Source organism: Kluyvera ascorbata ATCC 33433 (assembly GCF_000735365.1).
Classification (GTDB): Bacteria; Pseudomonadota; Gammaproteobacteria; order Enterobacterales; family Enterobacteriaceae; genus Kluyvera; species Kluyvera ascorbata.
Genome location: NZ_JMPL01000002.1, coordinates 65,205 through 85,575 on the forward strand (window position 1 = coordinate 65,205; position 20,371 = coordinate 85,575).

The 20,371-nt window shown below is 54.7% G+C and carries 18 protein-coding genes and 1 pseudogene; 14 read left to right on the plus strand and 5 right to left on the minus strand.

Annotation, left to right across the window (positions count from 1 at the left end; genetic code table 11):
• Nucleotides 1-36 precede the first annotated feature (36 nt).
• The 4 genes from hisS (at nucleotide 37) to der (ending at nucleotide 4,724) form a co-directional block, all read left to right on the plus strand.
• On the plus strand, nucleotides 37-1,311 hold the full coding sequence (gene hisS / locus GKAS_RS00965; protein WP_035891394.1) for a histidine--tRNA ligase: 1,275 nt from the start codon (nucleotides 37-39) through the stop codon (nucleotides 1,309-1,311).
• A gap of 33 nt (nucleotides 1,312-1,344) precedes the next feature.
• Nucleotides 1,345-1,962 (plus strand): YfgM family protein, encoded by a 618-nt coding sequence (locus GKAS_RS00970; protein ID WP_035891397.1) that lies wholly within the window; start codon nucleotides 1,345-1,347, stop codon nucleotides 1,960-1,962.
• A 10-nt stretch (nucleotides 1,963-1,972) separates the two neighbouring features.
• Nucleotides 1,973-3,151, plus strand: coding sequence for an outer membrane protein assembly factor BamB (gene bamB, locus GKAS_RS00975; protein ID WP_035891399.1), 1,179 nt, complete (start codon nucleotides 1,973-1,975; stop codon nucleotides 3,149-3,151).
• Nucleotides 3,152-3,248: 97 nt separating this feature from the next.
• Nucleotides 3,249-4,724 (plus strand): ribosome biogenesis GTPase Der, encoded by a 1,476-nt coding sequence (gene der / locus GKAS_RS00980; protein WP_035891400.1) that lies wholly within the window; start codon nucleotides 3,249-3,251, stop codon nucleotides 4,722-4,724.
• A gap of 112 nt (nucleotides 4,725-4,836) precedes the next feature.
• Here der and GKAS_RS00985 read toward each other — a convergent pair whose 3' ends face one another.
• Nucleotides 4,837-5,478, minus strand: a complete 642-nt coding sequence (locus GKAS_RS00985; RefSeq protein ID WP_035891404.1) for an HD domain-containing protein — start codon at nucleotides 5,476-5,478, stop codon at nucleotides 4,837-4,839.
• Nucleotides 5,479-5,589: 111 nt separating this feature from the next.
• On the opposite strand from GKAS_RS00985, the gene GKAS_RS00990 reads away from it, so the two are divergent.
• The 3 genes from GKAS_RS00990 to GKAS_RS01000 all read left to right on the plus strand — a co-directional run bounded on the left by GKAS_RS00990 (nucleotide 5,590) and on the right by GKAS_RS01000 (nucleotide 7,488).
• The gene (locus tag GKAS_RS00990; protein ID WP_035891408.1) at nucleotides 5,590-6,564 is read left to right on the plus strand and encodes a GlxA family transcriptional regulator; all 975 of its coding nucleotides are present in this window, start codon (nucleotides 5,590-5,592) and stop codon (nucleotides 6,562-6,564) included.
• 156 nt (nucleotides 6,565-6,720) lie between these two features.
• Nucleotides 6,721-7,197 carry a cold-shock protein gene (locus tag GKAS_RS00995; protein WP_035891411.1) on the plus strand — a complete coding sequence of 159 codons (477 nt, stop codon included), beginning with the start codon at nucleotides 6,721-6,723 and terminating at the stop codon, nucleotides 7,195-7,197.
• Between the two features lie 45 nt (nucleotides 7,198-7,242).
• Entirely contained in the window at nucleotides 7,243-7,488 is a 246-nt protein-coding gene (locus GKAS_RS01000) for a DUF2543 family protein (protein ID WP_035891414.1), read from the plus strand.
• A gap of 4 nt (nucleotides 7,489-7,492) precedes the next feature.
• On the opposite strand, the gene GKAS_RS01005 is transcribed toward GKAS_RS01000, so the two are convergent.
• Nucleotides 7,493-8,470, minus strand: a complete 978-nt coding sequence (locus tag GKAS_RS01005) for a LysR family transcriptional regulator (protein ID WP_035891416.1) — start codon at nucleotides 8,468-8,470, stop codon at nucleotides 7,493-7,495.
• Between the two features lie 383 nt (nucleotides 8,471-8,853).
• On the opposite strand from GKAS_RS01005, the gene GKAS_RS01010 reads away from it, so the two are divergent.
• From GKAS_RS01010 to GKAS_RS01025, 4 genes are all read left to right on the plus strand, one after another.
• Nucleotides 8,854-10,134, plus strand: a complete 1,281-nt coding sequence (locus GKAS_RS01010; protein WP_081918511.1) for an amino acid permease — start codon at nucleotides 8,854-8,856, stop codon at nucleotides 10,132-10,134.
• Between the two features lie 51 nt (nucleotides 10,135-10,185).
• Nucleotides 10,186-11,367, plus strand: coding sequence for a cystathionine beta-lyase (gene metC, locus GKAS_RS01015; RefSeq protein WP_035891422.1), 1,182 nt, complete (start codon nucleotides 10,186-10,188; stop codon nucleotides 11,365-11,367).
• 89 nt (nucleotides 11,368-11,456) lie between these two features.
• On the plus strand, nucleotides 11,457-12,548 hold the full coding sequence (locus GKAS_RS01020; RefSeq protein ID WP_035891424.1) for a Gfo/Idh/MocA family oxidoreductase: 1,092 nt from the start codon (nucleotides 11,457-11,459) through the stop codon (nucleotides 12,546-12,548).
• A 51-nt stretch (nucleotides 12,549-12,599) separates the two neighbouring features.
• Entirely contained in the window at nucleotides 12,600-12,821 is a 222-nt protein-coding gene (locus GKAS_RS01025; RefSeq protein WP_035891425.1) for a zinc ribbon domain-containing protein, read from the plus strand.
• A gap of 124 nt (nucleotides 12,822-12,945) precedes the next feature.
• On the opposite strand, the gene xseA is transcribed toward GKAS_RS01025, so the two are convergent.
• The gene (xseA, locus tag GKAS_RS01030; protein ID WP_035891428.1) at nucleotides 12,946-14,322 is read right to left on the minus strand and encodes an exodeoxyribonuclease VII large subunit; all 1,377 of its coding nucleotides are present in this window, start codon (nucleotides 14,320-14,322) and stop codon (nucleotides 12,946-12,948) included.
• Between the two features lie 160 nt (nucleotides 14,323-14,482).
• On the opposite strand from xseA, the gene guaB reads away from it, so the two are divergent.
• Together guaB and guaA are read left to right on the plus strand one after the other, a co-directional pair.
• Nucleotides 14,483-15,949: an IMP dehydrogenase gene (gene guaB, locus GKAS_RS01035; protein WP_035891430.1), complete on the plus strand. Its 1,467-nt coding sequence runs from the start codon at nucleotides 14,483-14,485 to the stop codon at nucleotides 15,947-15,949.
• A gap of 68 nt (nucleotides 15,950-16,017) precedes the next feature.
• A complete protein-coding gene (gene guaA, locus GKAS_RS01040; RefSeq protein WP_035891432.1) occupies nucleotides 16,018-17,595 on the plus strand; it encodes a glutamine-hydrolyzing GMP synthase in 1,578 nt (525 codons plus the stop codon).
• A 63-nt stretch (nucleotides 17,596-17,658) separates the two neighbouring features.
• Here guaA and GKAS_RS01045 read toward each other — a convergent pair whose 3' ends face one another.
• Entirely contained in the window at nucleotides 17,659-18,174 is a 516-nt protein-coding gene (locus GKAS_RS01045) for a GNAT family N-acetyltransferase (RefSeq protein WP_035891434.1), read from the minus strand.
• A gap of 5 nt (nucleotides 18,175-18,179) precedes the next feature.
• Nucleotides 18,180-19,373: an MFS transporter gene (locus GKAS_RS01050; protein WP_035891435.1), complete on the minus strand. Its 1,194-nt coding sequence runs from the start codon at nucleotides 19,371-19,373 to the stop codon at nucleotides 18,180-18,182.
• Between the two features lie 72 nt (nucleotides 19,374-19,445).
• Here GKAS_RS01050 and GKAS_RS01055 point away from each other — a divergent pair.
• Nucleotides 19,446-20,358, plus strand: a pseudogene (locus GKAS_RS01055) (LysR family transcriptional regulator).
• Nucleotides 20,359-20,371: the final 13 nt, after the last annotated feature.

The window sequence follows — 20,371 nt, forward strand, 5'->3', positions numbered from 1 at the left end:
GCTGAGGGTTCATTTTTATATATAAAGAGAATTAACGTGGCAAAAAACATTCAAGCCATTCGCGGCATGAACGATTATCTGCCTGGCGAAACCGCCATCTGGCAGCGCATTGAAGGCACACTCAAGCAGGTGCTCGGCAGCTACGGTTATAGCGAAATCCGTTTGCCGATTGTAGAGCAGACCCCGTTGTTCAAACGCGCTATCGGTGAAGTGACCGACGTGGTTGAAAAAGAGATGTATACCTTCGAAGACCGCAATGGCGATAGCCTGACGCTGCGTCCGGAAGGTACTGCGGGCTGTGTACGCGCCGGCATCGAACATGGTCTTCTGTACAATCAGGAGCAGCGTCTGTGGTACATCGGGCCGATGTTCCGCCACGAGCGCCCTCAGAAAGGACGTTATCGCCAGTTCCATCAGCTGGGTTGCGAAGTCTTCGGTCTGCAGGGCCCTGACATCGACGCAGAGCTGATTATGCTGACTGCGCGCTGGTGGCGTGCGCTGGGTATCTCTGAACACGTGAATCTGGAGCTGAACTCCATCGGTTCTCTGGAAGCTCGAGCCAACTACCGTGACGCGCTGGTCGCTTTCCTTGAGCAACACGTTGAAGTGCTGGATGAAGACTGCAAACGTCGTATGTACAGCAACCCGCTGCGCGTGCTGGATTCCAAAAACGCAGACGTTCAGGCGCTGCTGAATGACGCTCCTGCGCTTGGCGACTATCTGGATGAAGAATCCCGTGAGCACTTTGCTGGCCTGTGCGCACAGCTTGATGCTGCCGGTATCGCCTACACCGTTAACCAGCGTCTGGTTCGCGGCCTGGACTACTACAACCGTACCGTTTTCGAATGGGTTACCAACAGCCTCGGCTCGCAGGGTACCGTGTGTGCCGGCGGTCGTTATGATGGTCTGGTTGAGCAGTTAGGCGGCCGCGCTACCCCTGCGGTAGGCTTCGCGATGGGTCTGGAACGTCTTGTTTTATTAGTTCAGGCAGTTAATCCGGAATTTAAAGCAGATCCTGTTGTCGATATATACCTGGTTGCTTCAGGCACCGATACTCAGTCAGCCGCAATGCGTCTGGCAGAACAGGTGCGTGATGCATTACCGGGTGTAAAACTGATGACCAACCACGGCGGCGGCAACTTTAAGAAACAGTTCGCGCGCGCTGATAAATGGGGCGCACGTATTGCCCTGGTTCTGGGTGAGTCAGAAGTTGAGCAAGCCACTGTTGTCGTGAAGGATTTGCGCTCTGGTGAGCAGACAACCGTAACGCAGGAAGGCGTTGCCGCGCATTTGCGCACTATTCTGGGTTAATCTCCAGGACATCATTATCAGGAGAAGGGCTGCGTGGAAATAAATAACGAAAACGATCAGGTTGAGGCGCTTAAAAGCTTCTTTGCTGAAAATGGCAAAGCGCTGGCCGTTGGGGTAATTTTAGGGATCGGTGCGCTGGTTGGCTGGCGTTACTGGAATTCCCATCAGGTAGACTCGGCCCGGGAATCTTCCGCGGCTTACGAAAATGCCGTTTCTTCTCTTAGTTCAGGGAAACCGGAAGCGCTGGCCGCGGCTCAGAAATTTGCCGCAGAGACCAAAAACACCTATGGTGCGTTTGCCTCTCTGGAACTGGCTCAGGTCTTCGTGGACAAAAGCGACCTTGCTCAGGCTGAAAAACAGCTGCAGCAGGGCCTGGCAGCCGCATCTGATGATAATCTGAAATCCGTTATCAGCCTGCGTCTGGCGCGCGTTCAGCTACAGCTGAAGCAGCCTGACGTTGCTCTGAAAACGCTGGAAGGCGTGAAGGGCGAAGGCTGGACGGCAATTGTTGCTGATTTACGCGGGGAAATCCTGCTCAGTAAAGGTGACAAGCAGGGCGCACGTGCGGCGTGGGAAGCTGGCGCTAAGAGCGATGCATCGCCCGCGCTGAGCGAAATGATGCGCATGAAAATTAATAATTTGTCCGTCTGAGAGGGACCCGATGCAATTGCGTAAATTACTTTTGCCAGGACTGCTTTCTGTCACTCTGTTGAGTGGTTGTTCACTGTTTAGCGGCGAAGAAGATGTTGTTAAAATGTCTCCTCTGCCAACCGTAGAAAACCAGTTTACGCCGTCTACCGCATGGGATGTTTCCGTCGGCAGCGGTATCGGTGATTTCTACTCCAACCTGCATCCGGCCTATGCGGACAGCGTGGTTTACGCGGCTGACCGTAAAGGTACCGTGAAAGCGTTGAACGCGGATGACGGGAAAGAAGTGTGGTCCGTTAACCTGGCAGAAAAAGATGGCTGGTTCTCTCGTAAGCCAGCGCTGCTCTCCGGCGGCCTGACCGTTGCCGGTGGCCACGTGTACGTGGGCAGCGAAAAAGCGCAGGTTTATGCGCTGGATGCGGGCGACGGCGCTGTTGTCTGGAAAACCACGGCAGCAGGCGAAGTGCTTTCTCGTCCAACCGTCAGCGATGGCCTGGTTCTGGTTCACACCAGCAACGGTCAGCTGCAGGCGCTGGATGAAAACAGCGGCGTTGTGAAATGGACGGTGAACCTGGATATGCCAGCGCTTTCTCTGCGCGGCGAATCTGCACCGGCTGTTGCTTATGGCGCGGCGATTGTTGGCGGCGATAACGGTCGCGTGAGCGCGGTACTGATGCAGCAGGGTCAAATGATCTGGCAGCAGCGTATTTCTCAGGCTACCGGCTCTACCGAAATCGACCGTCTGAGCGATGTAGATACCACTCCGGTTATCGTGAATGGCGTTGTCTACGCGTTAGCCTACAATGGTAACCTGACGGCGCTGGATCTGCGTAGCGGTCAGATTATGTGGAAACGCGAGCTGGGCTCGGTGAACGACTTCATCGTTGACGGCGACCGTATCTACATCGTTGACCAGAATGACCGTCTGCTGGCGCTGACCACCGACGGTGGCGTGACCCTGTGGACGCAGAGCGATCTGCTGCACCGTCTGCTGACCTCTCCGGCGCTGTATAATGGCAGCCTGGTGGTAGGTGATGCAGAAGGCTACATGCACTGGATTAACCCGGAAGATGGCCGTTTCGTGGCTCAGCAAAAAGTTGACAGCGCGGGCTTCCTGACGGACCCGGTTGTTGCCGACGGTAAACTGCTGATTCAGGCGAAAGACGGTACGGTTTACGCGATTACGCGTTAACACCGGCGTTAATTCGGCAATGGACGGCTCCTGAATGCTCAGGGGCCGTTTGCTATTTATAGATTTTGTCAAAATTTTGAGTATATGAGGCTTTAACATGGTACCTGTGGTCGCGCTTGTCGGGCGCCCTAATGTTGGAAAATCCACGCTTTTTAACCGCCTGACGCGCACTCGTGATGCGCTGGTTGCGGATTTCCCGGGTCTGACTCGTGACCGTAAGTACGGTCGTGCTGAAGTTGAAGGGCGTGAGTTTATCTGTATCGATACCGGCGGTATCGATGGCACGGAAGAGGGCGTGGAAACGCGCATGGCGGAGCAGTCACTGTTGGCGATTGAAGAAGCCGACGTTGTGCTGTTTATGGTTGATGCACGTGCGGGGCTGATGCCTGCGGACGAAGGTATTGCCAAACATCTGCGTGCTCGTGAAAAGCCAACCTTCCTGGTGGCGAACAAAACGGACGGTATTGACCCGGATCAGGCCGTTGCTGACTTCTGGTCGCTGGGCCTTGGTGAAATCCACGCGATTGCGGCCTCTCATGGCCGTGGCGTGACCACCCTGCTGGAAACCGTTCTGCTGCCGTTCGTTGACGACATCAACCCGCCGGAAGAAGTGGACGAAGACGCCGAGTATTGGGCCAAATTCGACGCTGAAAATGGCGAAGGGGTAGAAGAGCCGGAAGACGACTTCAACCCGCAGGATTTGCCAATCAAAATCGCTATCGTCGGTCGCCCGAACGTAGGTAAGTCTACGCTTACTAACCGTATCCTCGGCGAAGACCGCGTGGTGGTTTACGATATGCCGGGCACTACCCGTGACAGTATCTATATCCCGATGGAGCGCGATGAGCGTGAATACGTGCTTATTGATACCGCAGGTGTGCGTAAGCGCGGCAAGGTAACGGATACGGTTGAGAAATTCTCCGTTATCAAAACCCTGCAGGCCATTGAAGATGCTAACGTTTGTCTGCTGGTCATTGATGCCCGTGAAGGTATCTCCGATCAAGACCTGTCGCTGCTGGGCTTTATCCTCAATAGTGGGCGCTCACTTGTTATCGTCGTCAACAAGTGGGACGGCCTGAGCATGGAAGTGAAAGAGCAGGTGAAAGAGACCCTGGACTACCGTCTGGGCTTTATCGACTTTGCTCGCGTACACTTTATCTCCGCGCTGCACGGCAGCGGCGTAGGTAACCTGTTTGAATCTATCCGTGAAGCGTATGATAGCTCGACCCGTCGCGTCGGTACCGCGCTGCTGACCCGCATCATGACCATGGCGACTGAAGATCACCAGCCACCGCTGGTTCGTGGTCGTCGCGTGAAGCTGAAATATGCCCACGCCGGTGGTTATAACCCGCCGATTGTGGTTATCCACGGTAACCAGGTGAAAGACCTGCCGGATTCCTACAAGCGCTATCTGATGAACTACTTCCGCAAATCGCTGGACGTGATGGGTACGCCTATCCGTATTCAGTTCAAGGAAGGCGAGAACCCGTATGCGAACAAACGCAATACGCTGACGCCAACCCAGATGCGTAAGCGTCAGCGTCTGATTCGACACATTAAGAAGAGCAAATAAGCAATTCTTTTAGCGCCGAATAGCCAAAAACCCGCGGAAGCGGGTTTTTTTATGGTCGCTGTAGGCCGGATAAGCAGAGCGCCATCCGGCGTCAAAGCGCACGTTGCCCGCGCTAAGATTTCCAGCGCGACTGACGAATCACGCTGCAGAAATTGCCGGGAACAAACGTTGGGTCTTTGTCGGCAATAACGTCTGCTTTTACGTTACCGAAGGTGGTCTGCGTTTTGCCCTTAATACCGTCGTAGAATGCGCTGATGATGTTCTCTTTAAAATTGTCGAGGCGCGGGTGTTGCTGAACCACGGCTTCACGGCTCTCGTCATTAAATTCCTCGTAACCGATACCCAGCACGTCCATTTCTACACCAGCGGTTAACAGCGCAATTTCGGGTGCCATAAATTCCGGGATACCCGGCGTGGTATGCAGCGCTATCGCCGTCCACACTTTATTGATATCGGCGGGTGCCACGCCGTGCCCTTCCAGGAAGGCGCGGGCGGCGTTAGCGCCATCCACTTCAAAACGTTTATCACAGCTGCAGTGCTCATGTGTCAGGCCAATATCATGGAACATGCAGCCGACATACAGCAACTCGTGGTCTACCTTCAGTTCGCGGCGTAAACCGGCCAGTGCGCCCCAGTAGTAGACGCGGCTGGAATGATGGAACAGCAGATCGCTTTCGGTATCGCGAATAAATTCAGTGGTTTCGCGGGCCAGTTTGCTGTCGGGAATACGGATGCCTTGCACGTTGATAGTCATATTTTCCTCCTCACGGGTTGTTGAAGGGGAGTTTACAAGGCATTCTATATGTCATGAATTGTCGTTTTACGACGATTTAAGACATTGCATCGAATCAGGACTCCCCCATTTATGAAACGTGTTATTGCCCTTCTTGCCGTGCCTGGCGTTCAGCTATTGGACGTTTCCGGCCCGCTGGATGTCTTTGCTGAGGCTAACCGGATCCTGCATCGCGAGGTGTATGAGTTTGCCGTTATCGCGCTGGAGGAGACGACGGTGAGCGCCTCGTCTGGCGTGAAGCTGGTGGCGAACGCGCGATTGGCAGACACAGATGCACTTCAGCCGGATACGTTTTTGCTGGCCGGTGCGCCGGAAGTCTGGCAGCAGACGCTGAACGATGAGCAAATCGCGCGTATCCGCAGACTTTGTGAAAACAGTCGTCGTTATGGCTCCGTCTGTACCGGCGCGTTTCTATTAGCGCAAACGGGGCTGCTGACCCAGCGTAAAATCACCACGCACTGGGCCATGACCTCCCGGTTTATGGCGACGTTTTCAGACGTTGAGGTGGATGCGGATGCACTGTATGTGGCGGACGGCCCGGTCAGAACGGCGGCGGGCGTGACTTCGGGTATGGATTTAGCCATCCGACTGGTGGAAGAGGATTTGGGGCGCGAGGTGGCGCAGGAGATTGCCTGTAATCTGGTCATGTTTTTCCGCCGCCCGGTTAATCAGGGACATTTTATACGCCACAGCGCAGTCTCCACGACCGGTCGCAACGCGTTCCAGGATTTACAGCGCTGGACGCTCGCGAATCTGGCAACGGTGCTGAACCTGCAGGATATGGCCGACCATATTGGTCTGAGCGCTCGCCATCTGGGCCGGCTTTTTCGCCAGGAGATGAATATGGCCTCCGGTGAGTGGCTGGAGGCCGGGCGCATTGACCGCGCGAAAATGCTGCTGGAAAGCGGTACGCTGCCGCTGAAAACCATCGCCAGCCAGTGCGGATATTCCAGCAGCGACGTGCTGCGAAGGGCTTTTATCAAACGCGTCGGCATCACGCCTTCGATGTACCGACGGTTGAATGTGGCCCGGCCGTGGTCAGAATAAATGAACCTAAGCGGTGGCTTATAACGGAGTTTGCTCGCGTAGCTGAAAATTATCACCCAGGCTTAAGTCAAAGACATAGTTTGTGCACGCATTGTGCTTTACACTGCGCGCTGCAAAAATTGAGTCAATAAACGATTAAAGTAGGCGGTAAGGTCGATGAACGGAACAATCACAACCTGGTTTAAAGATAAAGGTTTTGGGTTTATCAAAGATGAAAACGGCGATAACCGCTATTTTCATGTGATTAAGGTTGCCAACCCCGATCTAATTAAGAAAGATGCCGCGGTGACCTTCGAACCCACGACGAATAACAAAGGGCTGTCTGCTTATGCGGTGAAGGTCATTCCGGAAAGCAAGCATATCTATATCGCGGGCGAGCGTATCAAGCTCACGTCGATCAAATCCTTCCTGGTTTACAGTGAGGAAGTACCTGCCGATGCCCCGATTGATAAAGAGAATGCCGTGCTGTCCGTGGGGCTTCTGATGAACAGCATCAAGCCGAAATCGGCGGAGAAAAAGGGTGAAATGCGTACGCTGAAGAAGCTGGCGATCACCACTTTCCAGGGCACGACGCTTATCTTCTCAGAAGATGAGATTGATATTGAAGCCACGGTGAAAATGCTGAAGGTCTGAAACCTGTACAGCGTCGAAGAATGAGACTAACCCCAGGAGCGATGTATGAATAATGACATTCCACTGAAGTATTACGATATTGCCGAAGAGTACGCCTCAGAATCAGCCAAGCCCGTCGGTGAGTCTGAATTGGATTCACTGGCGCATTACTTCCAGCTGCTGCTGACCCGTTTAATGAACAACGAAGAGATCAGCGAAGAGGCGCAGCAGGAGATGGCGACTGAAGCCGGTATCAGCGCCCAGCGTATTGATGAGATTGCCAACTTCCTCAATGAGTGGGGCAACGAGTAATTTGCTACGCCTCTCCGGGGCTTTGCATCCAGCGATCCCAGTCGGGGTTTTCCCCGATGCTTTCGACCAGAAAATCGATAAAACTTCTGACTTTGGGATCCTGGTAATGCCCCGGATGATACAGTGCATACAGGCTGTAATCATTTTCCCGTGCGCTGTATTCCGTCAGTACAGGCACCAGTTCCCCTCTGGCGATTGAATCGCCCAGCATGTAGGTCGGCAGGCTGACAATCCCCTGATGATGCAACGCGGCATGAAGTAGCCCGAGCGTACTGTTCACTTCGATTATGCTCTTCACCTTTAGCGCGCTAAAGCCGCCATTGACGTTCTGATAGCGCCAGTTATCGGAAACATTGGGGTTTATCAGACAGTCGTGTTGCTCAAGATCTTCCAGTCTTTGCGGTATGCCGCACCGCGCAAAATAGTCCCGGCTGGCGCAGTACACCCAGTTTATTTTGCAGATTTTACGCAATGCAAAATTGGTCGGCGGGTGTGCGGTAATCCTAAGGGCTATATCAAAATTTTCTTCGTTAAGATTAACGTTCTGGTCATTTAAATCGACACCGAGCGTGACGTCCGGATTATCCTGGCGATATTCGCTATAAATTCGCATAAGATGGCAGACGCCGAAGGCAATAGAGCAGGTGACGCGCAGCTTGCCCTGCGGGTGATGGTTGAAGCTGGCGATATTGGCCAACGACTCGTCCAGCTCTTCTAACAGGCGCTGTGCGCGGAACAGCAGATATTGCCCCGGCTCGGTCAGAATTAGGGTACGGGTGGTTCGCTTTAACAGCACGACACCGAGCTGATCCTCAAGCTGGCTGATACTGCGACTCACGGAAGAGGGAGTCAGGTTCAGCTTGTGTGCGGCTGCAGAAAAGCTATTGCATTCCACCACTTTGATAAACGTTTTCAGGTGATGAAAAATGGAATAGTTATCAATTTTTAATTTCGCGAGTGCCGCATTTTTATTTGATGACATCGCTATTCCTTTTTTAACGATTTATAGCCATGACGGTTTTGAAATTTGAGGCCAATCACAGTAAACATGACTCGACGCCCCATCTATTCGCTATGCGCAATAAAAAACGCCGTCTTCTGCTACCTTACCCGAACGAAGCAGGAAAGAAAAATAGAATCTTTTTATGGTTTAATGCTTTGTTTTTAATGGTGTTATTTATCTCTTCATAAAAATCGAGAGGCTCGTCAATTTTTGCGTTAAACGCAAAGGTATTGTTAGTGATTAACACCGTTCAGACCTTTCTTTATCCCTATCAGATCCCCTACCATTTGTACTGACAGGTACATCAATACGGTTTTTTGAGTTTCTATTCTAAATAACACTTATAAATAGGAATGCATATAATGGCTGAGATACTCGAAAATAAATCTAATAATTTATATAAGTCCATTCCCTTCACGAAATATGATGTTGGCTGGGTGATTCTCTGCATTGGTATGGCCATTGGTTCTGGCATCGTTTTTATGCCAGTACAGGTAGGTATTAAAGGGATTTGGGTCTTTATTGTTTCGGTGGCAATTTCATACCCCGCCATTTACATCCTGCAGAGTCTTTATCTGAAAACGCTGTCAGAAACGGATGATTGCCAGGATTACGCCAGCGTCATCACCCAATATCTGGGGAAAAACTGGGGGATAGGCTTAGGTATTGCCTACTTCCTGATGCTGCTACACGGAATGTTTTCTTACTCGCTGGCGGTAAGTTTTGATAGTGCATCTTATATTCAAACCTTTGGCCTGACGGAAGGGCTGCTGTCTGATTCTATCTGGTATGGGCTAATAATTCTGACGGTGTTGGTCTGCATTGCTTCGCAGGGTGAAAAGCTGCTGTTTAAGGTTTCTGGCCCGATGGTGTGCGTGAAGTTCGGTATTATCGTAATGCTGGGTCTGGTGATGGTGCCGTACTGGAACTTCAGCAATATCAGCGCATTTCCGCCCGTTCTGGAGTTTATGCGTGACGTTTTCCTGACGCTACCCTTTACGTTATTTTCTATTTTATTTGTACAGATATTAAGCCCAATGAATATCGCGTATCGCAAGATAGAAGCCGATAAACGTATTGCGACTTATCGGGCGATTCGCGCCAATCGAGTGGCCTATATTATTCTGGCCGTTGCGGTACTGTTTTTTGCTTTTTCGTTCACCTTTGCCATTAGCCACGAGCAGGCCGTATCGGCTTTTGAACAGAATATATCGGCGCTTGCTATTGCAGCTCAGGTTATTCCTGGTTCGGTCGTTAAGGCGATGAGCGCGCTGCTAAATATCTTTGCCATTCTGACGGCGTTTCTTGGTATCTATCTTGGTTTTCAGGAAGCCATCAAGGGGATCGTTGTTAACGTGATTACCCGGTTTATTCCAGAAGAAAAAATTAACCAGAAGGTGCTGCATGTGGCCATCAGCATTGGGGTGATCCTCGGGCTGTGGGTCTGGATCTCCACGCGCTTTTCGATCCTGTTCTTTATGCAACTGGGGAGTCCGCTATTTGGCCTGGTTTCCTGTCTGATCCCTTGCTATCTGGTTTATAAGGTGAAGGTGCTGCATCAGTTCAAAGGGGTAGGTGTCTGGTTCATCATTTTCTTCGGCATCTTGCTGTGCTTATCGCCTTTCTTTAAGTTCTTTGAGTAACGTTCGGTGGTTACGATGTTTTCGCGACCAGGGAAATTAATGAGGTAATCCATGAGTAATCGATCCACATCCGACTTTAACATCAGTACCCAAATCACCCAGCTTGGCCGGGATGCCAGCAAACAGGCGGGGTTTGTGAACGTACCGGTCTATCGCGGCTCGACGGTGATTTTCCCGACGGTAAACGATCTTGAGCATAATCGCGCCGAGTTTAATTACGGCACGATGGGCACGCCGACTATCGCCAGCCTGGAAAATGCCTGGAGCGCGCTGGCGGGCGCGGCGGGTACGGTGCTATCGCCGTCTGGCCTGGGGGCGATTGCGCTATCGCTTTTGACCACCCTGAAAGCGGGCGATCACCTGCTGATGCCCGACAGCGTTTATCGGCCAACCCGCAATTTCTGCGCCGGGATGCTGACCAAAATGGGCATTGAGACCACCTACTATGACCCGCTGATTGGCGCGGAGATTGAGAGCCTGTTTCAGCCCAATACCACCACGCTGTTTCTGGAATCGCCGGGTTCGCAAAGCTTTGAGATTCAGGATGTTCCGGCGATGACCCGCGCGGCAAAAAAGCACAATATTGCCACCATTATCGATAACACCTGGGCGACGCCGATTTTCTTCCGCGCCCACGAACACGGCTGCGACCTGTCGCTGGAAGCGGGGACGAAATACCTCGGTGGGCATTCTGACCTGCTGATGGGGGTGGTGTCGGCTAATGAAAGCTGGTGGCCTAAGCTTCGCCAGACCTACGATCTGATGGCGATGCTGCCCGGCGCTGAAGACTGCTTCCTGGCGCTACGCGGCCTGCGCACCATGCATCTGCGGCTGAAAGAGGCGGAAAAACGCGGTCTGGAGATGGCGCACTGGTTAAGTGAACGCCCTGAAGTGATGAAGGTACTGCACCCGGCGCTACCGGAATGCCCGGGGCATGAACTGTGGAAGCGTGATTTTACCGGTTCATCGGGGCTGTTTTCTTTCGTCCTTAAGCCGGAATTTACCAAAGCGGGCGTGGCGAACATGCTGGATCATATGGGTATTTTCGGCATGGGATATTCGTGGGGCGGCTTTGAAAGCCTGATGATTCCATTCAACTGCGCTGACTATCGTACCGCCACTACCTGGCAGCCGGGCGGCCTGACGCTGCGCATTCAGATTGGCCTCGAAGATATGGATGACCTGAAGACCGATCTGGCCGAAGGTTTTGCCCGATTACGTGCAGTTGTGTAACCCGATACGCCACCGCGGACAATACTTCACGGTGGCGCTTCACGCATAATGGCGCTAAATGTCGTTTTCTTATACGTGAGTCGGAAATTATGAATATTGGATTTATCGGCCTGGGCGCAGTGGTAGAAACCGCCTATCTTCCTGCGCTAGCACGATTGTCATTCCCTATCTCCTCGCTTTGGGGATACGACCTGAATCCGCAGCGCACGCTCCCGGGCGTGAACGCCTGCGCGTCACTGGCTGAGCTGCTGGAAAAGCCGCTTGATGTGCTGTTTATCACCACCGTCTCGTTGCAGCATCTGCCCGCGCTCGAGCAGGCGCTGCGCTCTGATATTCCCCGCATCGTGGTGGAGAAACCGGTCGCCGCCACGCTTGCGCAAATTGATAGCCTGCGCCAACGTCTTGCCCATGAAGACAATGCCCGACGCGTGCTGGCGCTGGACCACTGGATGGCTCGCGATGGCGCGTGGTGTCTGGCGCAGGGGAAAATGGATGACCGCTGGCGGCCGGAGGATTCGGCGAGCGTGACCGCGCCGCTGGTGACTTCGCTGGACGATATTGTCAGCATCGACGGCTTTCTGCTGGAGCCGAGCGGCTTTAATGCCGCAGGCGAGCCTATCGCCCTGAACTTTACCACCGGCGAGCCCGACACCCGTGAGTTTCGCCATCCTGATGGCGTGATTGTTGATATCGGCACCCACGTGCTGGCGATGATGCGTGAGACGGTGCGCTATCTCGGCGGTAGCGATGAGATTCAGCTGGTGGCGGAACAGGTGAAAGACCGGCTGGGGCGGCCTATCGCGCATGGCGATACCGAAACGGCGGAAGGGGAGGCACATCTCAAAGGCACGCTGGGTCATATTCCGGTTAACCTGTGGCTGAACAAATACGCCGGGCCGGGCGTTGAGCGCAAAGGGATCCGTATTTATCTGCGCGACGGGCGCATTATCAGCCAGACCCGTGCCCCCGGGGGTGAAAGCGTGGAGCTGATTGATGGCGATAGCGTGATGCGCTGGACGCGACCGGGTGCCATTTATGCGCACTGTCTCGGAGAGCAAATCCTCGGCAAGCGTAGCCTGTTTTTCCGCGCGCCGGATGAAGTGGCAAAACTCACTCAGCGACGCATGGCGGAAGTGGAGACGCTTTTACGTATCCAGCAGCAGCTACGCGGGGAACACTGAGCGGTGAGTCGTGGTAAAATAGTGGCACAAGAACCGCGTTAAGGAGTCGTCATGGAATTCATCTGCCCAACCTGTCAGGCCTCGCTGGAGGTGCTGGGTAACCAGGCACACTGCGACCACTGCGAGAAAGATTTTACGCTGGAGGCGCGCTGCCCGGAATGCCACAAACCGCTGGAGGTGTTGAAAGCCTGCGGCGCGGTGGACTACTTCTGCCAGAACGGCCACGGCCTGATATCGAAAAAGCGGGTGGAGTGGGTGCCGGTCGGCGAATAATTTTATGGTGGTAGCACGTTTATGCCGGGCGGCGGCTGCGCCTTACCCGGCCTACGTGCGTTTGTGCCCGGTAGTAGGCCTGATAAGCGCAGCGCCATCAGGCATTGGCCTTATCATCGGTCTCTTACAACGCTTTTTTACGCGCTCGCGTTTTCTTCTGTGCGGTGACCGTGCGGATTTCACTTTCTACCCAGCCGTCTGCCAGACGCGTAGTCAGCATCTCTCCCGCCTTCGCCTGCTTCGTTTGCTTCAGCACTTTGCCATCGCTGGCGGTAGTGACGCTGTAGCCACGGGCAAGCGTTGCTAGCGGGCTGACGGCTTCCAGATGCGTAACCGCATTGCCAAAGCGCTCGCGCTGCTCGCTGAGGCGCGCGCGAATATTCTCGGCCAGACGATATTCCAGCTGCTGAATACGCGATTGGGCGCGATGAATGCGCGGCTGCGGGTTTTGCTGATTCAGGCGCTGTAGCGTGCGCTGCTGGCGCTGATTGGCCTGCTTCATCTGGTTTTCCAGCGCCGTGCTCATGCGCTGGCGAAGACGTTCTAGCGTCGTCTGCTGGCGCGCCAGTCGCAGCTGCGGGTGCTGCTGCTGGAGGCGATGGAACATCTGGGTAAAGCGGCGACTGCGGTTGGCAAGATAGTAGTCCATCGCCATGCCGAGACGCTGCTGAGCGGATTGGATCTGACGAACTAACTCCTGCTGATTGCGGCTGACGATTTCCGCTGCGGCGGACGGCGTCGGCGCGCGTAGGTCGCCAACGAAATCAGCAATGGTGACGTCGGTTTCATGGCCGACGGCGCTTACCACCGGAATACGGCTGGCAAAAATAGCCCGCGCCACGCGCTCGTCGTTAAAGCTCCATAAATCTTCCAATGAACCACCGCCGCGCCCGACGATCAGCACGTCGCATTCGCCGCGGGCGTTGGCCAGCTCAATGGCGCGCACGATTTGCCCCGGCGCATCTTCGCCCTGGACGGCGGTAGGGTAAATCACCACCGGCAGCGACGGATCGCGGCGTTTCAGCACGTGCAGAATATCGTGCAGCGCTGCCCCGGTTTTCGAGGTGATGACCCCAACGCAGTGCGCCGGTGAGGGGAGCGGCTGTTTAAACTGTTGGTCAAAGAGGCCTTCGGCCTGGAGCTTCGCCTTCAGCTGCTCGTATTTCTGCTGCAACAACCCTTCGCCCGCTGGCTGCATGCTCTCGACGATGATTTGATAATCACCGCGCGGTTCGTACAGCGTAATATTGGCGCGGACCAACACCTGTTGCCCATGCTGAGGGCGGAACGTCACGCGGCGGTTGCTGTTGCGGAACATCGCGCAGCGCACCTGGGCGTTATCGTCCTTTAAGGTGAAGTACCAGTGGCCAGAAGAAGGTTGAGTGAAGTTTGAAATCTCGCCGCTAATCCACACCTGGCCCATCTCCTGCTCAAGCAGTAGACGCACCGTCTGGTTAAGGCGGCTAACGGTAAAAATTGAGGGGCTTTGTGAGGATAACATGTGAGCGGGATCAAATTCTAAATCAGCAGGTTATTCAGTCGATAGTAACCTGCCGGGGGGCGATCGCAAGCATTTTTTGCAAAAAAGTGTAGATGCAATCGCTTACGCTCTGTATAATGCCGCGGCAATATTTAATAACCTCCCAGGTGAGATATTGCCCATGCTACGTATCGCAAAAGAAGCCCTGACGTTTGACGACGTCCTCCTCGTTCCCGCTCATTCTACCGTTCTGCCGAACACTGCTGACCTCAGCACCCAGCTGACCAAAACGATTCGTCTGAACATTCCTATGCTCTCTGCGGCAATGGACACCGTGACTGAAGCGCGCCTGGCAATTGCCCTGGCACAGGAAGGCGGCATTGGTTTTATCCACAAAAACATGTCCATCGAGCGCCAGGCGGAAGAAGTTCGCCGCGTGAAGAAACACGAATCTGGCGTGGTTACCGACCCACAGACCGTTCTGCCAACCACGACGCTTGCTGAAGTGAAAGAGCTGACCGAGCGTAACGGCTTCGCGGGCTACCCGGTTGTGACCGAAGAAAACGAACTGGTCGGTATCATCACCGGTCGTGACGTGCGCTTCGTGACCGACCTGAGCCAACCGGTGAGCGTTTATATGACGCCGAAAGAGCGCCTGGTTACCGTTCGCGAAGGCGAATCACGTGAAGTGGTCTTCGCTAAAATGCATGAACGCCGCGTAGAGAAAGCGCTGGTGGTTGACGATAGCTTCCACCTGCTGGGCATGATCACCGTTAAAGACTTCAAAAAAGCAGAACGTAAACCAAACGCCTGTAAAGATGAGAAAGGTCGTCTGCGCGTAGGCGCGGCGGTTGGTGCAGGTGCGGGCAACGAAGACCGCGTTGATGCGCTGGTTGCGGCGGGCGTTGACGTCCTGCTGATTGACTCCTCCCACGGCCATTCCGAAGGCGTTCTGCAACGTATCCGTGAAACCCGTGCAAAATACCCAGACCTGCAGATCATCGGCGGCAACGTGGCAACTGGTGCAGGCGCTCGTGCCCTGGCTGAAGCCGGTTGCAGCGCGGTTAAAGTGGGTATCGGTCCTGGCTCCATCTGTACGACTCGTATTGTAACTGGCGTAGGTGTACCGCAGATCACCGCCGTTTCTGACGCGGTTGAAGCGCTGGAAGGCACCGGTATCCCGGTTATCGCCGACGGCGGCATCCGTTTCTCCGGTGACATCGCCAAAGCGATCGCCGCAGGTGCTGCTGCCGTGATGGTAGGCTCCATGCTGGCAGGTACCGAAGAATCCCCGGGCGAAATCGAACTCTACCAGGGCCGTTCTTACAAATCTTACCGTGGTATGGGCTCCCTGGGCGCGATGTCTAAAGGCTCTTCCGACCGTTACTTCCAGAGCGATAATGCTGCCGACAAACTGGTACCGGAAGGTATCGAAGGTCGCGTAGCCTATAAAGGTCGCCTGAAAGAGATCATTCACCAGCAGATGGGCGGCCTGCGTTCCTGTATGGGGTTGACCGGCTGTGGTACCATCGACCTGCTGCGTACGAAGGCTGAATTCGTGCGTATCAGCGGCGCGGGTATCCAGGAAAGCCACGTTCATGACGTGACCATCACCAAAGAGTCCCCGAACTACCGCATGGGCTCCTGATAAGTTTCCGCGCCCGGTTTTCACCGGGCGCTTTGTTATTGTTTCACTTGCCTCGGAATTAATGTCAAATGACAGACAATATTCATAAACATCGCATTCTCATCCTTGATTTCGGTTCCCAGTACACCCAGCTGGTTGCACGTCGCGTACGTGAACTGGGCGTCTATTGTGAGCTGTGGGCATGGGATGTTACTGAAGCCCAAATCCGTGAGTTCAATCCGAGCGGTATTATCCTCTCCGGCGGCCCGGAAAGCACCACCGAAGCAAACAGCCCACGTGCGCCAGAGTACGTGTTCAACGCTGGCGTGCCGGTCTTCGGCGTATGCTATGGCATGCAGACTATGGCAATGCAGCTCGGTGGCCACGTTGAAAGCTCCACCGAGCGTGAGTTTGGCTACGCGCAGGTTGAAGTGCAGACCGACAGCGCGCTGATTCGCGGTATCGAAGACTCCCTGACCGCTGAAGGCAAACCGCTGCTGGACGTATGGATGAGCCACGGCGACAAAGTGACTGCCATCCCAGAAGGCTTTGTCACCGTTGCCAGCACCGAGACCTGTCCGTTCGCCATTATGGCGCACGAAGAAAAACGCTTCTACGGCGTGCAGTTCCACCCGGAAGTGACCCACACCCGTCAGGGTCTGCGTATGCTGGAACGTTTTGTACGCGACATCTGCCAGTGTGAAGCGCTGTGGACTCCAGAGAAAATTATCGACGACGCCGTTACCCGCATCCGTGAGCAGGTTGGCGACGATAAAGTGATCCTCGGCCTGTCCGGCGGCGTGGACTCTTCCGTGACCGCGATGCTGCTGCACCGCGCAATCGGTAAAAACCTGACCTGCGTGTTCGTCGACAACGGTCTGCTGCGTCTGAATGAAGCGCAGCAGGTGATGGATATGTTTGGCGACCACTTCGGTCTGAACATCGTTCACGTTGAAGGTGAGCAACGCTTCCTCGATGCGCTGAAAGGCGAAAACGATCCGGAAGCCAAACGTAAAATCATCGGCCGCGTGTTCGTTGAAGTCTTCGACGAAGAAGCGCTGAAGCTGGAAGACGTTAAGTGGCTGGCGCAGGGCACTATCTACCCTGACGTTATCGAATCTGCGGCTTCCGCTACCGGTAAAGCGCACGTCATCAAATCTCACCACAACGTGGGCGGCCTGCCGAAAGAGATGAAGATGGGTCTGGTTGAACCGCTGCGTGAGCTGTTCAAAGACGAAGTGCGTAAAATTGGTCTGGAACTGGGCCTGCCGTACGACATGCTGTACCGTCACCCGTTCCCGGGTCCAGGCCTCGGCGTTCGCGTGCTGGGCGAAGTGAAGAAAGAGTACTGCGACCTGCTGCGTCGCGCGGACGCTATCTTCATTGAAGAACTGCACAAAGCTGACCTGTACAACAAAGTGAGCCAGGCGTTCACCGTGTTCCTGCCGGTCCGTTCCGTTGGCGTGATGGGCGATGGCCGTAAGTACGACTGGGTTGTCTCCCTGCGCGCTGTCGAAACCATCGACTTTATGACGGCACATTGGGCGCACCTGCCGTACGATTTCCTCGGCCGCGTATCCAACCGCATCATCAACGAAGTCAACGGCATCTCCCGCGTGGTGTATGACATCAGCGGTAAGCCACCGGCTACGATTGAGTGGGAATAATATTCCTGCGGTAGTGACGTTAAAAAGCCTCTGCTAGCAGAGGCTTTTTTTTATAGCTGCTTCTTACCCACGTAACCGCCTGAACATCAAGCTCGGCTCTTTCCCCGGAACATCATCAATCTCCCGCACCAACGTCAGCCCGCACTTTAGCAGCACCTTCTGCGAGGCAAGATGGTTTTTGCGCACGATGCCCACCACGTCTTCCAGCTTCAGCACGTTGAATGCGTAATCGATAGCCAGCAGGGCAAACTCGGTTGCCAGGCCTTTGCCCCAGGCTTCGGGGGAAAAACGATACCCCAGGTTGTTCACCGTAAAGTCGGGATAATCGACAATGCGTATACCACCAAAACCAATGATTCGCTGCGGGTTTGCCCGCAGGCTAATCGCCCAGTTGCCGTAGCCATAGCTTTCAATATGTTCAAGCCACCCCGACAGCACCTGGCGCGAATATGCGATATCTGCATGCGGGCCTGCGGGGTTAAAGGTGTTGGTCGCCGGGTCACCGTAAATGCGATAAAGATCGTCGAGATCGTCTGCCGTTGCCGGGCGTAAGGTGAGATGTTCGGATTGCAGATGCATGGGGATTATCCTTGTCGATAAGGTTGTTCATCGCGCGTTTTTATTGTGCGACTAGCCTGGCACAGCGCAATCGACACCGCCAGCCCCGCAACGATAAGTGCCAGTACGGCAGATATCATCAGGCTGCCATTGATGCCCAGATGCAGGTTTAGCCAGGCATAGGCAAACGGCGAAGCGGCGGCCAGCAGCTGTGCGGGAATCAACAATATGCCGGTGCGTCGGGCATAGTCTTCTGCAGCGAAGAGTTGCAGTGGCAAGGTGGCCTTAAAGACGGTGGTTAGCCCATTGATAGCGCCATAGCCGAAAACAAAGCCACTGGCAGCCCAGGCGATATGTGCGCTGCTGATGCCGAGAAGAAAACAGAGCGGGATGGAAAACGTGGTGAGCAGCGTGAGTTTCATCGGCGTTAACGCTGAGCCTGAGGCCACCTCAAGAAAACGTGCGCCGGTCTGCCCGACGCCCCAGAGTATGCCAATAGTGACGGGCAGACCGTGGGCCGCGATAAACTCTGGTAGGTGCGTGGAGGTGCCGTTGGAGATAAAGGTCACCAGCGCAATCAGCAACGCGAAGAGCAGGCCGGTGTGGCGATCGTGCTGTGATGCGGGAGCGCGTTGTAAAGACTTCACCGAGGGTAATTTTTGGTTTGGCAACGTTGTTACCAGCAGGGCGCTGGTAACCCCCAGTAGGGCGTAAACCAATAACGCATCTCGCCAACCAATGACCGTCAATAGCGCCGCACCCAGCGGCCAGAACAGGGCGGAAGCAAGTCCACCGGCAAGCGTAACGCGAGAGAGTGTCGGGCGGGCGCGCTGGCCGTACAAATTCACCAGTGCGGCGAAAAGCCCGTCGTAGAGCGCCAGCCGCATACCGATACCGGTTATCAGCCAGGCGGCATACCAACCCATGAGCGTGTTAATCACGGACATCAGCAGGCAGCTAGCGGCTATCAGTAGTGTGCCGCTCACGACCACACGCTGACCGCCAAAATGCGCCAGCAGGCGGGCAACCCAGGGGGAGAGTAGCGCCATCATCAGCATCGCCAGCGTCAGTCCCAGATAAATATGCGTTGATGCCCATCCGGTATCCTGCGCAATCGCGCGGGCGAAGGTGCCCGGCATATAAAATGAAATCCCCCAGTTGATGAGCTGGTTACCCCCAGCAGCGAGCGTGATGGAGAGCGGTGCGGCAGGTGTTTTCATTAGCTTTCCGTAAGTTATGCAGTTGCTGGCAGCATAACCTGCGCGCTATTGTGCAGGCAGAGCCCTCCGTTTATGACCCTGATAAGAGAAACTTTGAATGATGACGCTGAACCTGGGATATCTGGCGACGTTTCGTTTGGTCGCCCAACGCGGCAGCTTTTCCGCGGCGGCGGATGTGCTGGGTATTTCCCAGCCTGCGGTGAGCCTACAGGTGCGGCAGCTTGAACAGTTTTTGCAGACCAGGCTGATTGAACGTACCGGGCGCGGTGTGAAGGCAACGGCGGCGGGCATGGCGCTACTGTTGCATGGTGAACGTATTGAACAAGCGGTGAATGAAGCGGTGCAGTCGGTCAATGACTGCAGTCAGAACGTGAGCGGCACCGTTTCGCTTGGGACCGGCGCCACGGCCTGTATTCATCTGTTACCGCCGCTTTTGCAGCAGCTGCGTGAACGATACCCGCTGCTGGTGGTGGGGGTAACCACCGGTAATACGCAGGATATTGCCCGTGCGGTGGAAGAGAACCGTCTCGATATGGGGTTGGTTACGCTCCCTGCTAGCGGACGCGGTCTGGATATCACGGCGGTATTACGCGAAGAGTTTGTGTTTATTAGCGCTAGTGCTCAGGCCGAACTCAGCCCTGAGGCGTTACAGAACCTGCCGCTGATTGCCTTTGAAGCCGGGAGCGGGACGCGCACGCTGATTGATGGCTGGTTTCAGCAGGCCGGGTTGCAGGTGACACCCGTGATGCAGCTTGGCAGCATTGAAGCCATTAAACGAATGGTGGCCGCAGGTTTGGGGTACAGCATTATTCCGCGTATGGCCGTTGCGCGTCGCTACGATAGTGAAGGGCTGCATGTTCAGTCGCTGTCGCCGCTGCTTTATCGTCAGCTGGGTGTGGTGCTGCGTCAGGATAAAATTCGCAGTAAAGGGATAACGGAAGTTATCCGGTTATTACAGCAGCATGAGTGGAATACTCCCCTCTGAAAAGAGGGGAGAC

What these genes read in the sequence shown, in the direction of transcription:
- GKAS_RS01050 (WP_035891435.1), bottom strand. Translation starts at nt 19,373, where the DNA reads ATGAAAACACCTGCCGCACCGCTCTCCATCACGCTCGCTGCTGGGGGT.
- GKAS_RS01005 (WP_035891416.1), bottom strand. Translation starts at nt 8,470, where the DNA reads ATGTCATCAAATAAAAATGCGGCACTCGCGAAATTAAAAATTGATAAC.
- GKAS_RS00985 (WP_035891404.1), bottom strand. Translation starts at nt 5,478, where the DNA reads ATGACTATCAACGTGCAAGGCATCCGTATTCCCGACAGCAAACTGGCC.
- bamB (WP_035891399.1), top strand. Translation starts at nt 1,973, where the DNA reads ATGCAATTGCGTAAATTACTTTTGCCAGGACTGCTTTCTGTCACTCTG.
- GKAS_RS00995 (WP_035891411.1), top strand. Translation starts at nt 6,721, where the DNA reads ATGAACGGAACAATCACAACCTGGTTTAAAGATAAAGGTTTTGGGTTT.
- metC (WP_035891422.1), top strand. Translation starts at nt 10,186, where the DNA reads ATGAGTAATCGATCCACATCCGACTTTAACATCAGTACCCAAATCACC.
- GKAS_RS00990 (WP_035891408.1), top strand. Translation starts at nt 5,590, where the DNA reads ATGAAACGTGTTATTGCCCTTCTTGCCGTGCCTGGCGTTCAGCTATTG.
- guaB (WP_035891430.1), top strand. Translation starts at nt 14,483, where the DNA reads ATGCTACGTATCGCAAAAGAAGCCCTGACGTTTGACGACGTCCTCCTC.
- GKAS_RS01000 (WP_035891414.1), top strand. Translation starts at nt 7,243, where the DNA reads ATGAATAATGACATTCCACTGAAGTATTACGATATTGCCGAAGAGTAC.
- GKAS_RS01045 (WP_035891434.1), bottom strand. Translation starts at nt 18,174, where the DNA reads ATGCATCTGCAATCCGAACATCTCACCTTACGCCCGGCAACGGCAGAC.
- GKAS_RS01020 (WP_035891424.1), top strand. Translation starts at nt 11,457, where the DNA reads ATGAATATTGGATTTATCGGCCTGGGCGCAGTGGTAGAAACCGCCTAT.
- GKAS_RS01010 (WP_081918511.1), top strand. Translation starts at nt 8,854, where the DNA reads ATGGCTGAGATACTCGAAAATAAATCTAATAATTTATATAAGTCCATT.
- der (WP_035891400.1), top strand. Translation starts at nt 3,249, where the DNA reads ATGGTACCTGTGGTCGCGCTTGTCGGGCGCCCTAATGTTGGAAAATCC.
- xseA (WP_035891428.1), bottom strand. Translation starts at nt 14,322, where the DNA reads ATGTTATCCTCACAAAGCCCCTCAATTTTTACCGTTAGCCGCCTTAAC.
- GKAS_RS01025 (WP_035891425.1), top strand. Translation starts at nt 12,600, where the DNA reads ATGGAATTCATCTGCCCAACCTGTCAGGCCTCGCTGGAGGTGCTGGGT.
- guaA (WP_035891432.1), top strand. Translation starts at nt 16,018, where the DNA reads ATGACAGACAATATTCATAAACATCGCATTCTCATCCTTGATTTCGGT.